Consider the following 16,526-nt stretch of genomic DNA (forward strand, 5'->3'; position numbering starts at 1 on the left):
TTCAGCGCCCGGCCCCTCCACCGCACATTTCTGCAGGCATCAGCCCATCAGGTTGCGCGCCTTGAGCTCGGCATTGGCCTTGTCGAGAAGGTCCTGCGGAATCGGCTGGGTCTGTACCCAGTCACAGAACCGGGCGAGGCCTTGCTCAAGCGACACGCCGGGACGAAAGCCTGCAACGCTCTCGAGCGCAGCGATGTCGGCGTAATTGTGGCGGATATCGCCGACACGATATTGCGCGGTGACGTGTGGCTGAATGTTAGAGCCCATCAGGCTGCTTAGCAGGGTTGCGACCTGCATGATCGAAGTCGGCTCGCCATAACCGACGTTGACCGTGGCGCCGGCAGCGGCCGGTTGATCGACGAAGCGGAGCACCGCGTTTGCCACGTCCTCGACGTGGACAAAATCGCGCGTTTCCGCGCCATCTTCGAAAACGGGCAGAGACAGCCCCAGCCTGATTCGCGTCGAGAAGATCGACAGGATGCCGGTATAGGGGTTCTGAAGCGACTGACCTTCGCCATAGACGTTCTGGAAACGCAGGATCGCAAAGGCCAGCCCCTGTGCGGTGGCGGCGATTCTGATCATCTCCTCCTGCGCAAGCTTGGTGGCGGCATAAATCGACGCTGGCGAGAGCTTGTCATCTTCGTGCGTCGCCGTCTCGGTGACATCCGCGCCACAAGTCGGGCACTTGGGCGCCCAGTCGTGGGCGGCAAGCTGAGCCGGCGGACGCGAACCCGGATAGCATCGCTGGCCGCTGCCGCTGCAGGTGCTGCAAAGATACGCACCCTCGCCATAGACGGAACGGCTCGACGACAGGACGATGTTGCGTACCTGCGATTCGCGGTTCGCCAGGATATCGAGCAAGATCGCGGTGCCCTGGACATTGACCCGGTAATAGCGGTCGATCTCGTACATAGACTGGCCTGTACCGGTCTCGGCCGCGAGATGGACGACGGTGTCAATTCCCTCGAGAGCGCCCTCCAGATCGCTCCGAATGGTGACATCGCCCCGGACGAACTGCGCACCGGCGGGAGGCACGAACGCAGCATTCTCACCGTGAATCTGTGGCGAGAGGTTGTCGAGAATGCGCACGTGATGCCCGCCAGCCAGTGCCAGCCGGGTAAGATGGAGCCCGATGAAGCCTGCGCCGCCCGTGATCAGGATATTCTTCGCCATAGAAACTTTCTCATGGAAAACATAACGCCGCAGCGGAAGGGACCCGCTGCGCTTTCGCGCGACTTGCCGCGCCTTTGGTCAAAGGTCCAGCCGTTCCTCTTCGCAAACGACCTTCTGCTCTTCCTCCAGTTCTGCAATCCGGGCGCCTTGCGGCCCATCCTGACTTAACCGGGAATAATGCTTGAGGAACACCCGCATCACGTGATCCACGCCTTCGGGCTTCACGGAACGCCCATCCTCGCCAAAATAGCTTTTGGGAAAGAAGGGATTGGCCACGATCTCGTAGCTCGGAAAATAGGAAATGCCCGTATCAAGGCGGCAAGCCTCGTCGGCAACCCCGCGCAGGATGGATTTGCTTGCTATCGTCGAGACCATCACGTGGCGATCCTCGAAAGTCGCGATCAGCGGCACGGGCGAAACGGTCAGCAACAGCTTCACTTCAGGATTGACCGTGCGCAGCATCGCAACGAAGCGCATGAGGTCTTCGAGAACCTCGGCATGGGTGAAATTCACCGGCGCATAGTTCTGGGCGCTCACCGTCGATGATACGACCATGGGGCAGAGCGGAAAGACCGAGCCATCCTCGCACGACTGCCATGCTTCGGTCAGGCCGAGCGTGAAGACCAGCACGTCCACTTCGCGGAAAAGCCGGCGGACATGTTCGAAGTGCTCCTGCCGCGAGGCTTCCACCTCTTGTGGCGTAGCAAAGCCATCGGGGTCGATCTCGGGACGAAAGGGATCGACGAAACGACCGTCCTCACGCTCCCATGCCGTGTCGGCGGGGATGTAGGCACCGTGCGCGCGCTCAAACAGCTGGCGCAACTGGCGTGCGGTGTAGAGATTGCCGTAGCGCGCGGAATAGACGCTGTAGTTCTTTCGCGATCGTTCGTCGGGCGTCAGCGTTTCGCCTGCCTCGGTCACGAGATAGTGGTGGCCGGACATGGCCAGGCGACGGGCGATGTGCTGGGCAAAGCAGCTTCCGGCCGTGCCTATCGCCGTGTCGCGCTCAAGCACGAAAGCGGCGCGGACGACCGGGTCGATCTGGTCATGCCCTACTGCGGCCACGGCCCGGCGCCAGAAATGATGATCGGGCAGGTCGCGGTAGGGGTTTGTCGCAGGGCCGGTGGCTGCAGGAGGCGGTGCTTCGAGGCGCCGGAATTCAGGGGAGGTCAGGCGTGCGTGGCACGAGGTATCGAGATCGAGGGCGCGGTAGGCGACAAACGACTGGGCGATGAACCGGTCCAGGTCAAAGGTGTGCTTGGGCACCGGCTTGAACTGGAAGGCGTATTCGCCGCCCTGCAGCCCGTGATGGCGCGCAATCTCCGGATAGACCGGCCAGATCACGTTGTTGGCCAGATCGTCGGCCATGAAGTTTTCGGGATAGCGCAGAGCGGGCACGATGCCTGCCTTGCGCAACAGCACCCGGGCAAGCGCGGCAATGACCGGCAGCTTGGGATGAATGGTGTTGTGCATAAAGCAGCCGCTGGCCAGAAGTGGCGCGAATTCCGCTTCGTCAAGCAGGCCGAACCGGGTGAGTTGCGCGCAGAAATGCCGGTCGGACTCGGCGCGGGCATCGAAGTATCCCACGGCAGAAAACACTTCATCGCAGAACAAGGCACTGGCGGCCTGCTCGTCCAATCCCCGCAGGAATGCGTGAAGGACAAGTGCCGAATGGTTTGATCCCATTGGTCCCTTGATCAGCGTCTTGTCGATTTTCGGTCGGATAAGATCGGGATGGAAGCCTGCATGAACAATGGCAGGAAAATCGAGAACGGTGTGTATGTCGCGAAGACTTTCGACCTCGGAGCCGAATGACATGATCGGGTTCTGGACGAGAAGGATTCGGTCAGACCGGTCTGCCATCCGGGCGCAGAGATCCGCTTGGGCAAAGTAGCGGATGAACTCCACCTCGCTATCGGGCAGCATTCGGCGTAGGCACGCGGCAAGTTGTTCGCCCTGACAGTTGCCTACGATCGTAATGGCAACCTGGCCGAGATTGTTCATTGCCTGCCCCGCATTCAGACCGCCTCGAGCATAGCGTGATTGAACGCTTCGAGGTAGCGATTGTACTCGGCCTGATATCGCTTGTTCCGCAGGCGCCGCTTGCCCTTGCCCGTCCAGACCAGCGAATCCTCGTCGAAATCCCAATCGAGCAGCGTGCGCGGAAGTTGTTGGACGTCAAGCTGCAGGGCGGGGTCTTCCATCGACGCCTTCATCGCCAGCGTCAGCGCGATCTGGTCGAGGAACCACGCCACGTGACCGGTATGGAAGGCATCGAGGATGTATTCCGCCGCGCGGTTCATGAAAGCGCGAGAAGCATCGCTGTTGGCGAGCACGATCCCGCACGCCGCCACCGCAAGGTGCGGTCGCATCGAGAACCGGTTGCGGATGAGCATGTCGGGACCACGGGCAAGCGTAAGGCAACCGGAAAGATCACCCCGCACGATGTTGTCGACATCCATCACGAAATAGGTGCCCGGCGCTGCCTCCATCAGTTCAGCGAGCCGGACGAACCGGATCGAGGCGAAGTAGGTCTTGCGCTGTTCGGGAGTGAAGTTCGCAAGGCGCGCGGTCTCGAAGCTGTAGCTGACGCGCCCCGGTCCCAGCAGCCGCTCGGTCGCCTTGAGGCGTGCCCTCGCCTCATCATGGGGGTTGACGATGTGGACGTGCAGATTGGTCTCGGGTGAGTTCTCAGCCAGCGAAGCGGCGATCGAACCGAGATAGCGCAGGCAATAGCTCGTATCCATGCAGACGAAGACCGTTACGCGCTCGGCCGCGGCAACCGGGTAGGTTACCTCACTGGCGCGGAACAGGCGTGCGCTTCGCTTCGCCGCGTCCTTTGCGAACTGGGCGCGCCAGAAGGTGCCGAGCGGATCGCTGCCGCGCGCGCTTTCGTGTTCGATCACCCGGGTCGCGAGATCGCGGTGACCGCTCCTGCCAAGGACGATGCCGAGATTCGAGGCCAGTTCGCTGGTAACGCTGGCTTCCAGCGTGCCCCCAAGCGCCCTGTGGGCCTTTTCATGCTCGCCTCTGGCCGAATAGGCGTTGGCAATGGTCAGAGCTGCTTCCTGGTTCAGCGGATCGCTGTCGATCAACGGCCGCAACCGCTCGATCACTGCAACGTGGCGATCCTGACACGCGGAAATCTGTGCATCGATGATGACCAGATCGGGACGCGTCTCGTTCAGGCCGGGATCGGCCGCGAACAACTGCCGCAGCAGTGTGGCCGCTACATCAAGCTCATAGCATTCGAGCAGAACCTGCACCTTGCGTGCCGTCAGTTCGACGTTGTCGCCCCCGGCGTCCATCGCCATCTGGTAGGCCGACAGCGCCGCCTCGAACCGGCCGATGCGGTAATGACAGTCACCAACGAGCGTGAGGAGTTCGGCATTGCGAGGATAGCGCCGCTCGATCTCGGCAATGATTTCGTCGATCTGACGATATTCATATTCCGCCATCGCGAGCCCGAGCGCGTTGCGGCAGAAGATGGCGACGGGGTCCGCTTTTACGGAGCGCCTTGCAGCGACAAGCGGATCGTCGGCAATCTCGGGAAGGCCGATACCAAGGACCGTAAGCGCCAGATACTCGCTCGCCTTGGCAAGAGTGGTCTGCCAGTCGCCGCGCTCAGACGGCTGCTGCCGGATGATACGCGAATTGGGATACCACACGCAGGTTTCACCCGAACCCAGCCAGTGCGCAAAGGGAGATGACGGCACCAGCACGAGATTGGGGACGCCCAGCCCGCCAGCAAGGTGCGCCGTGGTGTGGCCGATGCACACTACCATATCGAGCGCGGCTTCCAGATCGCACATTCCGGCAAGGTCGTCGGTCCGGTCGATCCCGTTTGCTTCGAGCACGCGGACGCCGGTTTCTGCGCTTGCCGCTGCGATTTCCTGCGTATGTTCGCCATACTGGAGATTGACGAGGCCAACGCCTGGCAGATCAAGCGCTCTGAGCAACTGCGCGAGCGGAACGGTCTTCTCGTCACCGACGTACGGGTTGTTCGAGGTCCATGAAAAACCGACGAGAAAGCGTTTGCCATTGCTGGCGGTCAGCAGCTCCTCGCGCAGTGCGGCTGCGCGCTGCTGGTCATGGACAAGGAATGGCTGCGACGCAGCGTAGTCGGTCCGCTCGCGACGGAAATAGCGGACGAGGCTACCGATCGGCATGTGGAACGCGACAGTCTTGATCCAGTCGCCACGCGCCTCACCCGGCTGCACCTGCTCCACCACCTCGACCTGCGGAAAGGCTGCGGCAAAGACCGGCACCAGCCGCCGCTCCACTTCGAGGACGATGTCGAGACCCAAGGCGAGGAGATCGGGCAGGATCGAGGCGTGAAGCAGGTTCTGGCCGACCCCGAAATTCACCTCGGCCCAGACAAGCAGCCTGCCCCCCGGGCGAAGGTCACCTCGCCACAGGGGCAGGTCTTCGGGCACGTTGTTGAGCTTGGTGAAGGTCGGCGTGTGCATCCGGCCCGAGTCCTGATCCGCCGCCGCGCCGAATTCACCTGACAGCATCAGCGCACTGGAGAGCCGCTTGCGCAGCAGCGGCACCTTGTTGTCGGGGATCAGCGCCTGCTGGTACACGGCAATGGCGTCGTCGTATCGCGACAGGCGCACCAGCGCATCGCCCTTCATCTGCATGAGACGCGTGCTGGCCGGGTGCAGCTTCAGCGCCGCAGTGGCTTCGACTAGCGCACGCTGTGGCTGGGAAAGGTTCAGGTAAAGCCACGCGATGGTGCCGCAGATGTCGGCGTAAACCGGAAGATCTGTCGGCGTGTCGCGGCGCAGCCGGTGGGATGCCAGCAGTGCAGCCTGCCAGTCCTCCTCCCCGATGACGGCCTTGATGCGTCCATTGCGTGCATCGACTGCTGCCGGATCAAGCGCAATTGCCCGGTCGAACATCTGCTTGGCTTCGGAAAACCGGTCAAGCTTCAGAAGAACCTTCCCGGCCATCGACAGCAGGCTGTAGCGTTCGGGCAAGCCGATCGAGGCGCGGGAGAACAGGATATTGGCCGCCGGACGGTCGAACACATCGGCAGCCACGCGCGCTGCGGTCAGCAAAGTAGAATGATTGCCGAAAATGTCCGGGCAGTAGATTTGCTGGTAGACCAGGTTCGCCATGCCCGCACGCCCGCGTTTGACGAAGTCCTGCGCGCGATCGATCAGTTCGCGTTGTGAATCATTGAGCCGGTTAAGGATGGCATCGCCGCTGCCATCAACATCGAGCAGCACGTCCGGCACGCCGACGGGCATGCCCCTTTCCGTCCGCAGGGAAAGCGAGACGGTCTGCCCGTACGCATCTTCAGGCAGCCTCGTCTCGAATACGTAGCGTTCGACGTAACCGCCGCCTGCCATGAGCGACTGGCCGGCGTAGCTCACTTCGAGTGAGGAAACCTGAACGCCATCGACGTCCACCAGAATGAGTTCGGATTCGCGGGCCTCGCCCGGCACGGGCATCCAGAAGCGGACAACCCCGCGGGTTGCATAGCGCGAACCGCGCTCATCAATAACGGCAATCACACCGCCGGTGCTCGGGGTCATCCCGCATACTCCCTGCCATCAGCCGGAACGCCGCCCCGGCCCGATGTCGATACTTGAACCCTGGCGCGCGCCCGGCGTGAATCTGCGCTCATTCCACGCATCGCTCAGGCAGGAACCAGATCGCGCGAGGCGGCCAGAGCCTCTTCCTTGCGCTCGCAGGCACCATCGAACATCGCGAGAACCTGTGCCGTGAGGCGTTCCAGGCTGTAACGATCACACATCTTTGCCTGAGCGGCCTGCACTTGCGCATGGCGTGCCGCAGGATCAGTCACGAGGTGGTCGATCGCTGCTGCCCACTCTTCCGCGCTGTCGACCAGCATGCCGCAGCCATCGCTGCAGCAGGCATCGTAGGCCGTGTCCCTGCTCGCGATCACAGCAGCCCCGATCGAGGTGTAATCGACCCACTTGGTATCGGCCTTTACCCGGTTGAACGGGGTCTTGTGCAGCGGACACAGGCCGATGTCCCAGCGCAAGCTGCGGAACCGCGCGACAAAGGCGTCATAGTCCCCGATCGGAGGTGTCGCCTGCACCCGGTCACCGAAGATCGCGAGTTCTTCGGGCATCGCCATCGATCCGAAAAGCTCGAACCGTAACGCAGGGTGCCTGCTCAAGGCCCCGGCAATGACCGGGACAAGGGCTTCGAGCTCAGGCGTCTTGTCGTTGCCCATGAAGCCGATCGTGCGGACATCACGCAACTCGGCCGGGGCGACGACATCTCCCGCGCAATAGATTGCTCCGGCCTCGAGTTCCCGACTGATGCCAAGTTCGATGAAGCGCTCGCGCAGACGCGGGGTAGAGCAATAGACAAGATCGGCGCTATCGATGAGGAATCGGACAGTCTGCGTCCGTTCGCTCCGATTGTGTTCGAGAAACTTCTTCTCGCCCAGTTCGCGAGGCACGTTGAGCAGATCGTCGTCGATATGGAAGACGACGGGCACTCCGGCCTCGCGCAGCCGACCGACCATGGTCACGGCTTCGGGTCCGCTGTAACGGCAGAACACCGCAAGGTCGGGTCGTGCGGCTTCGACGCGCGCTCGGGCATAGGCGGCTGCAGCGCCATCGGGATCATCCCTGTCGGCAGCGCGCGCCTGAAGGATTTCTTTCTCGGTGATCGTGACCAGCCTGACCAGGCCCTGCTCTTCCAGTTCCGCAAGCGGCTTGAGGAAGCTGATGTGGAGCGTGGGAATGATGCCGTTGGCGACGAGCAGCACCCTGCGCGCGCCACTCCCCCGCACCAGCGGCTTGCGGCCGGCATTCACGCCATTGCGCCCCAGGACCCCGCCAACCAGACCGAGCAGGCGATCGCGGATCAGCTGCGGATCAACATCCAGCCCGGTCCGGCGCAGGAATTTCGCCTGACGCGCCATGAACGGTGCCGGATCGCGCGTTGCAGCCTCGGCAAAGGTGTTCCAGTCATCAAGTGTGCTGACCCTTGCCATCTCGGCATAGGCCGTGCCGTCGAGCAAGGCGTCGCGATCAGACCAGACAGCTGTCGGTATTCCGGCCAGGACCATGTCGATGAGAACCGACGAAGGCGCGGAGATGCCGTAGGCAAAGCCTTCGAGATCGGTCTTGTACATCGGCTTGTTGGCAAGCACGACATTGCGGGGAAGCTCGACCTTATTCTTGATGACGAATTGCCCGCCGGGGTGCGGACGCAGGGCAACTTTCAGACCCTTGCGATCCTGCGCTTCGGCAAACGCCAGCAAGGTGGAGAGATAGGTCTGCTGGAAATTCCCCGTCGTGCGCATGCGGACCGAATGCAGGTTCTCGCAGACGAGGCCACTGTCCCTCGTCACACCAGGCCGCTGTCGGTCGAACAGCCGGTTGAGCAGCATCGGGGGGCCAAGCTCGACATATTTGTCCCGCTCGGAAGGGCACAAATGGCGCAGCGCCTCGCGCGGGACCCAGCCGCACAGGATATCCGCCGCAAACCTGACCGACGAGCCATGCGCGATCGTCTGTTCGCGATTCTGGTTGAACCCGACACACTCGTAGCCGTGCTGGACGGTGATACGAGTGAATGCGGCCGGCATCGACAGGAAGACCTGGTGGTTGATCGCATGGGCCGCCAGATTGGATTCGCTGGCCGAGAAGATAAGGCCGCGCCGTCCCTGGAGAACCTGGACAGCAACGAGTGGGCTATCGAACCGCGCGCTGGTTGCGCCGCATTCGCGGACCAGTTCCTCGATCTCGGCGCGCCACATCCATTCCTTGTCGCGCCCTTCGAACTGCCTGGATACGAGCAGAACGAGAGCAAGGTCGGTTTCCTGCGCGAGCAGGCGAACGATGGGACGCAAAACACTTACGTCCTGGATCAGGTCGAACAGAAACGCCGCGACCGGGCGATCCGCGCTTTGCTGCATCACCGCGCGCCTCCGGCGGAAAGCGCAGGCCGCTCCAGACGCGAAAGGCCCATCAATGGCGTTTCCTGTTCGGAATGGAGGATCTGCGTGCCCGGAAGGACTTGGCGAGCAATGATCTCGATGGCGGCCATTACGCTGACATAGTGCACCATCTGTCCTGCACGCGAAGCCACCATGTGCGCGCGCAAATTCTTCAACGAGCGGCTTGCCGGCCCTTCGGGCAAATCCAGCACGAACGGATAGGGGCTGTCCACGCTGTCTGCGGTCATCAACCGGGCCTGAAAGTCCGGCGCAATCACCTTGGACGCCGAATAGCCCACCCAGATCCTGATACCGCCACCGCGCGCGCCGAAATCAAATGTCATGTCATAACGCCGGCCGAACAGACCGAAGGGCGTTCCGATCGAGACGACATCGCGATCGCGGCAGAAACTGGAAGTGCTGCCGGATGAGCGTCGGCCATGGATCATGGCGCGCGGCGTCTTGCGATTTGCGTGAAGCAGCCGCGCGCCTGCTTTGGATCCCTCCTGCAATCCGCGCAGGAAGGTCAACAGCCTGCGGGCCTCGTTGGCTGGATCGGCCAGGCCGTCCATGCAAGTCTCGAGTGCAGAAACAGTGTCGGGCCGAAGCCGCAAAGTGTCCGTCGCCAGGTCCGCGAGGATGCTGTCTGCATCACGGTAGACGAATTCGCCGATGCCGCTGTAGAGATCGAAACCGGCGGAAAGGATCTGCGTGCCGCCCGTCAGGGCGCTGATGCCGCGATTGAGTGATTTTGCGATGCTGAAGTTCTGGTGATTGACCGGAATGAACGAGATGAGCGAGGAATCGCGCGCCTCCTCCTCCCCGGCTTCGCTCCATTCCTCTAGCAGCAGCGGAATGGGCAAGCCGCGAAGTCGCGCGAGATTGTCCGATTTCATCGCGCGCAAATTTGTCAGAACTCTCATCCGGACGTCGAAACCGGATGCCACCAGAGGTTGCAGGACCGGCGCGAACGCGGCCACGTCGGTCAGGCCGACGGGAAAGATCGGATTGTCGCCGTTTCCGAACCAGACCACGTCGATCCGACCGGTCTCACGGGCTGCACGGGCCTTTGCGGCCAGACGGCGGGAAAGATGCTCCTTGTCGAGCGTGTCGAACGGATCATTGAGCACGTGCGACGGCGTATTGGGTGCAAATTCGCGCGCCACATCGCGCATGCGCTCGGTCGAGCAGAGGAAGAAATCGACGCGCGTCGCGATCTCGCCGAGAAACTCGCGGTGCCCGTGGCACGGGCTGATGCCGGGACTGAAGTAATCGTCGAACATGTCGATCCCGACGATTATTCCCCGCTCGCGCAAGTAGTCGGCGACGAGGAAGGCGCGCGCATCGGTACACTTGCTGAGAATGACCACGTCGTCTTCGATCAAGCCCTGCGACGGCAGGTTGTCGATGACATCGACGTCGATGCTTCCGCCAAGGCTTTCCAGCCGGGGCGCGATGCGCCGGTAGCGGATGCGCACACCGGCCCGGTCGAGCCACTGCGGCGACTGGACGATCGCCCTGATCTTCACCGGCGCAGTTCCCTGATGACGGTGACGTTGTCGAACATACCCTGCCAATCGGCCGGGCGCACCGCGCGATGCGCCAGCGGATCGGGAAAGTCTGCGCCATAGGCCACGAGGTCGGTCGCCGCCCGGACGAGGGTGGTGCAGAAATTCGCGAATCCCGCGGCGACAGCACGACTGCCGAAATCGAGATCGAACCCGCCCTGCGGAAACCGTCGCGCGTCAAACCCGCCCAGTGCAACCCAGGCATCTGCGTCGATCAGGCAGCATTTCAGATGATTTGCGACAACCGGGTACGTCGCGGCCGGAAATGCCGTAGCGACATCGAGCTGGTCAATTTCGAACACCGGCTCGCCGCACAGGGAGATGCGCGTCGGGAAGTAGCCGGCCGAGTGTACGCGAACGCTGTCTTCCTCTTCGTTTTCCGTGACCAGCGCGCATGCGGCGCTTGCTGCGCCTTGCTGCGAGGCCATGGCGACCAGTACCGCGAGGGTCCGGGGATCGGACAGGATGACACTGCTGTCGAGGAAAAGCAGGCTGTTGCCAGGCGCAAGCTGTGCCGCCGCATTGAACCGCGCAGCGCGCGTCAGCTCACGGCCGTCCATGCCACGAACAGGGACGCTGCATTCGGGCAAGGCGGTGTCGCCCGGCCAGCCGGCAAGGATAACCTCGACCGCAGCGCCGACCATCTGGTGCGCGACACCGGCCAGACAGGAATCCGTGGCCCCGGAATAGCCCGTCACATCAATGATGACGGACACCGTACGACCTTCGGAACCCGCAGCCTGACCCAAATCGCGGTCGGGCGAGACCGGCATCAGCGGGTCCATCTGCCAGGCAAGCTTGTTGTGGTGTCGGACGGCCAGCGGGCAGAGGGGAGCTTTTAGCTCGGCCTGGCTTTCGCCATCGACCGGCAGCCCTGCCTGAACGTAAGGCGCGTGCGCGGGATGATCGCGATGCTGGAGTTCCGGCAGGAGCGGTGCCCTGAACGGCAGGCTGATATCCGCCCGGGGCTTGAGCGTTGCCGAATCCACCACGGCATAGCGCGCGACCGCGAGATCATGCAGCCCACGGCGGCATACCAGACTGTAGATCGAAGGCACCATGTCGCACGGCAGGACCAGAGCGGCCCCCTCAGACGATCGTCCGGCGACCTGCGCCGCCGCAGTCACGGCAAGCGTCGCGACTAGCTGCGCGCGTTCGGGCGCTTCGCTTCCTTCGAGCGCGGACACCACCACGCCGAACCGCCGTGCCAGCGACGCCAGAATGTCCGACCGGAACAGCGGCTCGATGCCGCTGGCACCGCGCATGTCGACAAGGACGCGTGAAATCGCATACTCAGGCGGTCCTTCAGGCCAGCCAAGCAGGTCCAGCACGAGCGAGCCACTATAGTCCGAAAGGCTGGCGATCGCACCGGGTGCCGCTTCGATGACGGCCAGTTCGCCATGCTGGACTCCGCCCCTCAGGAGCGAAGGGAACGGCAGAACCATGCATTCGCGCAAGCTGCCGTCGCGGGTGCAAAAGATCACGAGCAGTTCATTGAGCGGGTTCAGCAGCCGCAGTTCGACAAGGTCAGCGTCGGTGCCGGCCAGCGCGCTCTCGCCGACGCAATGCAGCGCGCCGTCGTCGGCGAACTGGAATGCGCGCGCAACACCCTCGAACCCGCCTGCAAACCGCAGCGTTGCGACCAACTGTCCATCGAACCAGCCGTCGGCCAGAAGATCGATCGCCAATCCCGGCTCGACAACAAGGTTGTGCGGGACCGGGGCCGGGATTGCCTCCCCCCCCACCGTTACAGCGGCTCCAAGTTCCGGTCGCAACGCGCAGAAAAGTGCCAGGCGATTGCGGACCGCTTGGCCCTCATCGCTCGAAAGGGCGATGGTCTTGCCAGCCAAGGCAATGCGTCCGGCCTCGCCAGCCAGACCGACGTCCGCGAGCGAAGCCACCTGATCGCGCTGCCCCGTCGTCTTGCCAAGCAAGGCCGCCCAGCCCTTTTCCCGGGGCCGCCATGTGGGCTCCAGGTCGTTGGACTGCGCCTTGATGTCGGGCGGCGGAACCGGTGCGGCCGCCGTCTTGCCCTGGCCGACAGCGCTGGTGGGTGCCGCCTCCTCCATTGCGCCGCCTGCATTTTCGGTGAGGGCACGACGACGACGTCCTTCATCCCGTCCGTGCTCAAGGAAATGGACCAGCGGGTTGAGCCCGGCGCTGCGAATGTCCGGGTACTCGTTCAAATACCACTTGCTGTTGAAAGCGGTGCTCGGATGCCGGCCTTCGGCACCACCGAACCTGATGAAGTGATCGAGCAGATCCTGTCCGGCCGCAACGACATCGGGATATGTCGATGCATAGAACTTCGCATCGAACATTCCGCTCTGCGTGACCAGTTCGCGGCGGGCACGATGCAGCAATGTCTTGCGCCGCGATTTTGGCGTGAGCATCGCAAGCAGGTTTGCAGGCGAAAAAACGCGTTTGCCTGCCCTTCCCGAACGGGCGACTGCGCGACCCGCATCCAGGCGTTCCAGAGCTGCGTTTCGCAAGCCCTCGATCGTCTCTTCGCGCGCCTTGATCAACTCGCGAAGCTTGACGAGAGTTTCCTCGCCTTCCTTCAGAGTCTTGCGCAAGCCGGATGCCTCCGCAAGCGCATTGCGCGTCTCTGCACGGCGAGAGACTTCGACTAGCTTCAACCGCTCAACTTCGGCTTCACTGACGCCCAGCTTCTCCTCGAGCGCCGTCAGGTCTTCGGAAAGTTGGGTTACAGCGTTCTGGAAAGCGAGATTCTGCTCGGCAAGAATTTCCTGAGCGTCGCGGCTCGACCGGAATGTCTCGGCCCAGCGTGCTTCCATGCGGGCGAGCTGCTCGTCAACCGCCACGTCGCGCGGCGCCATCGAGTCCTCGTCGGGTTGCACCGGGGGTGCGGCCTGCAAGGTGGCGATGGACTCCTGCAATTCGCTTACGCGGGCCTTCAACTCGCCGGCTTCTGCGCGCTGGCGCTGGAGCTGTTCACCAAGATCGACAACGGTATCAAATGCGACGCCGACAAAATCGCGCGCTTCATCGAACAGCCCGGCAAGCTCGTCCAGTCGTGCAAACCCGCGCTCATCCTCGCCTTCACGGGCCCAACGCCACAGGACCGTCTGGGTCTCCTGTCCCCACCGGCCGAGATCGTCGGCGGCAGGCTTGCGCCCGGCAGCCGTCGCCCGGACGCCATCGGCTTGCGCGAGCAGTTCCGCCACGATCGCCTTGCGCACGCGCGAAGACCACGCCGGCCAGACAATGCCAAGCTCGGACTGGATGCGCTCGATCACCTCTTCCCATTGCTGGATCAAGGCCTCGAGCGTCACATGCGCGCGCGCTTCGCCGCGGCTCGACCTCTCAGCATCCAGCGCCTGCCCGAGCCATAGCGCTCGCGCAGCATTGCCACCCACGCCCATGCCCTCATCGAGCCGACGCGCGAAGGTATCGGGGTCCTCGTAGAAGTTCACGACGGCCGCCCGAACGCCGCACTTTTCAAGAACGCCACGCCAAAACGGCACAAGCCGACCCACTCCGGAATCCGCAAGCGCAAAGAAAGAGGAACCGGCAAAACACTCGTTCACCAGTTCGACCGCCCGAGCCTCGAACTCGCCGCGACGGACCGATTGATACCAGCGCGGATTGAGCGGCTCGACCGATATCGGCCCGGACCCGGCCGAGGCCAAAATATCGGAATTGAGTTGCGACAACCGTGCCGAAGCCGCAGCATCTGCCAACTGATCAGCGCCAAGATGGCGCAATATGGCAGCCATCGCACTATCGCCGCCGCAATGAACCCCCGCGAGCAACAGACAAACCCTGCCGTCCGGACCGACGTCTTTACTTACAACCATATCGGGGGACATCGCGTCGGGCATTCCATCATTTCTTGACTCGTATCCCGGGGGTCTATGACCTATGGTCACCGCATGTCAACGGCTGTAGGTGCTACCACCAAGCAATCGCTGCGCAATTTGCAATCGAAACGGAGCCAGCAATCAGTCATGGCGGAAAAGCCACTTATCAACGTGCCAGTGTTGATTTTGGGTGAAAGTCACTGCACAGCTATTTCACGGGCGATCGGAGACGATTTTCAAGATGAGTTCATTGGTATTGATGTAAGGCCAGGCGCAGACGAATCGAAAATCAATTTCGATTTGTTCGCAGGTCTATCTCCAGATCGACTTGTACTTGCTTTCGGCGGGACCGAGCACAACATCGTTGGCTTGATTGAGTCAGAGCCGGCCTTCGACTTTCTGTGGCCGCCATTTGACGATTTCGACGAAGCGCGTTGCCTCGTGCCTGCCAGCGCGATCGAAGAACTCGTTGCCTATCGCGTGCAAAGCGGGCTTCGCCGGGCGATGCTCGTGCGGGAACGCTTCTCCTGTCCGGCATTCGCGCTGGCCCCGCCGCCTCCGTTCAAGGCCGTAGACGAGAAGACCATGCTGCCAAAGGCGTTTACCGGCCTTCTCGAGTCAGGCATCGCGCCATCGGAACTGCGGCGCAAACTCTATGCGCTGCAATGCGACGTCATGGCTCGCGAGTACGAAGCGCTCGACATCACCTTCATCCCGGCCCCGCCATCGTCAAAGGATGAGGACGGTTATCTGTTGCGCAAGCTGTGGAACCGCGATCCGACTCACGGCAACCCAGCGTATGGCAAGCTTGTCCTGGCCCATCTGCGGGAGATGCTGAATGTTTAAGCGCCATCCCTACGTCGGTTGCCCGGACTACCAGTTCTGGCGCAAGGAACCCGGCCTTGAAGACATGGCCTTGTTCGACCCTGTCGGCACACCATCGTTCCAGATCGCTCCGGAAGACAAGGTCGTCACGGCGGGCAGCTGCTTTGCGCAGCATGTCGCCCGTTTTCTTGCCCAGGCCGGCTTCGATTTTCTGGTGACAGAGCAGCCGCACCCGATTCTCGTCGACAAGATTGCCGCCAAGCTCAACTATGGCCTGTTTTCCGCGCGATACGGCAATGTCTACAGCACCCGCCAACTGCGCCAGCTGCTTGAGCGAGCCTATGGACTGTTCAAGCCGATCGACACCGCCTGGCAGCGACCGGACCGGCGCTGGGTCGATCCATTCCGCCCCCAGATCATTCCGGGCGGCTACGTCTCGCCGCGTGAGGTCGATCTTGATCGCGAGATCCATCTGGAAGCCGTGCGCCGCGCGATCGAGCAGATGAGCGTCTTCGTGTTCACGCTCGGGCTTACCGAGACCTGGCTCGACAAGCGCGACGGGGCTGCCTATCCGCTCGCCCCCGGCGTGGCCGGCGGCCGGTACGACGAGACTATCCACGAATTCCGCAACCTCGATGTGGGCGAGGTTGCTGCCGACCTGCAGTGGAGCCTCGACTTCATCCGGGAGCGCAATCCGGCAGTGAAGTTCATCCTCACGGTTTCGCCCGTCCCGCTCAACGCAACGGCCATCGACCAGCATGTTGCGGTTTCGACCGCCTACTCCAAGTCCGTGCTGCGGGTCGCCGCCGAGCAGGTCGCCCATGCCAATGACCTGTGCGACTACTACCCGTCATACGAGATCATCACGAGCCCGTTCACGCGTTCAGCCTATTTCGCCGACGATGCCCGCGAAATCAGGGAAGAGGGTGTGCAACATGTGATGTCGCTGTTTCTGAAGCACTACGCGGCGGTCAAACCACAGCAGAAGCCTGCCAGAAGGACCAAGCCGCGCAAGCCCACGGCGGCGGAAGTGCGGGTCGGACAGGCCGAAGCGCTGATGCAGGTCCTGTGCGACGAGGAAGCTATCGACAATACATGACACCGGCATCCCGCGACGAACGGTCGTTGCGGGATGCCGATCGTCCTGAAAGCCTTCAGTCAGTCACCAGCTTGGGCAGCGCCTTGGCGACATCGTCGATCGCCTTT

8 protein-coding genes are annotated in these 16,526 nt (G+C 62.5%); 2 read left to right on the top strand and 6 right to left on the bottom strand.

Annotated features, from left to right (window positions below; translation table 11 throughout):
- Positions 1-39 precede the first annotated feature (39 nt).
- From AC2A04_RS17540 to AC2A04_RS17565, 6 genes are all read right to left on the bottom strand, one after another.
- Positions 40-1,173 carry an NAD-dependent epimerase/dehydratase family protein gene (locus AC2A04_RS17540; RefSeq protein WP_484213654.1) on the bottom strand — a complete coding sequence of 378 codons (1,134 nt, stop codon included), beginning with the start codon at positions 1,171-1,173 and terminating at the stop codon, positions 40-42.
- Positions 1,174-1,251: 78 nt separating this feature from the next.
- Positions 1,252-3,177, bottom strand: a complete 1,926-nt coding sequence (locus tag AC2A04_RS17545) for a GSCFA domain-containing protein (protein ID WP_484213655.1) — start codon at positions 3,175-3,177, stop codon at positions 1,252-1,254.
- Positions 3,178-3,191: 14 nt separating this feature from the next.
- Positions 3,192-6,716, bottom strand: coding sequence for a tetratricopeptide repeat protein (locus AC2A04_RS17550; RefSeq protein WP_484213656.1), 3,525 nt, complete (start codon positions 6,714-6,716; stop codon positions 3,192-3,194).
- 104 nt (positions 6,717-6,820) lie between these two features.
- A complete protein-coding gene (locus tag AC2A04_RS17555; protein WP_484213657.1) occupies positions 6,821-9,082 on the bottom strand; it encodes a glycosyltransferase family protein in 2,262 nt (753 codons plus the stop codon).
- Entirely contained in the window at positions 9,082-10,632 is a 1,551-nt protein-coding gene (locus AC2A04_RS17560) for a hypothetical protein (protein WP_484213658.1), read from the bottom strand. The genes AC2A04_RS17555 and AC2A04_RS17560 overlap by 1 nt, the downstream gene beginning before the upstream one ends.
- The gene (locus AC2A04_RS17565; protein WP_484213659.1) at positions 10,629-14,411 is read right to left on the bottom strand and encodes a glycosyltransferase family 2 protein; all 3,783 of its coding nucleotides are present in this window, start codon (positions 14,409-14,411) and stop codon (positions 10,629-10,631) included. The genes AC2A04_RS17560 and AC2A04_RS17565 overlap by 4 nt, the downstream gene beginning before the upstream one ends.
- A gap of 156 nt (positions 14,412-14,567) precedes the next feature.
- Between AC2A04_RS17565 and AC2A04_RS17570 the strand changes: the two genes are divergently transcribed.
- Positions 14,568-15,341, top strand: a complete 774-nt coding sequence (locus AC2A04_RS17570) for a hypothetical protein (RefSeq protein WP_484213660.1) — start codon at positions 14,568-14,570, stop codon at positions 15,339-15,341.
- Positions 15,334-16,419: a GSCFA domain-containing protein gene (locus AC2A04_RS17575; protein ID WP_484213661.1), complete on the top strand. Its 1,086-nt coding sequence runs from the start codon at positions 15,334-15,336 to the stop codon at positions 16,417-16,419. The genes AC2A04_RS17570 and AC2A04_RS17575 overlap by 8 nt, the downstream gene beginning before the upstream one ends.
- The last annotated feature ends 107 nt before the right edge of the window (positions 16,420-16,526 follow it).

Source organism: Novosphingobium sp. HNCC26DJ243, assembly GCF_057180545.1.

Excerpts from the sequence above, each read along its gene's own strand:
- AC2A04_RS17540 (WP_484213654.1), bottom strand. The coding sequence starts at position 1,173 with ATGGCGAAGAATATCCTGATCACGGGCGGCGCAGGCTTCATCGGGCTC.
- AC2A04_RS17545 (WP_484213655.1), bottom strand. The coding sequence starts at position 3,177 with ATGAACAATCTCGGCCAGGTTGCCATTACGATCGTAGGCAACTGTCAG.
- AC2A04_RS17550 (WP_484213656.1), bottom strand. The coding sequence starts at position 6,716 with ATGACCCCGAGCACCGGCGGTGTGATTGCCGTTATTGATGAGCGCGGT.
- AC2A04_RS17555 (WP_484213657.1), bottom strand. The coding sequence starts at position 9,082 with ATGCAGCAAAGCGCGGATCGCCCGGTCGCGGCGTTTCTGTTCGACCTG.
- AC2A04_RS17565 (WP_484213659.1), bottom strand. The coding sequence starts at position 14,411 with ATGGCTGCCATATTGCGCCATCTTGGCGCTGATCAGTTGGCAGATGCT.
- AC2A04_RS17570 (WP_484213660.1), top strand. The coding sequence starts at position 14,568 with ATGTCAACGGCTGTAGGTGCTACCACCAAGCAATCGCTGCGCAATTTG.
- AC2A04_RS17575 (WP_484213661.1), top strand. The coding sequence starts at position 15,334 with ATGTTTAAGCGCCATCCCTACGTCGGTTGCCCGGACTACCAGTTCTGG.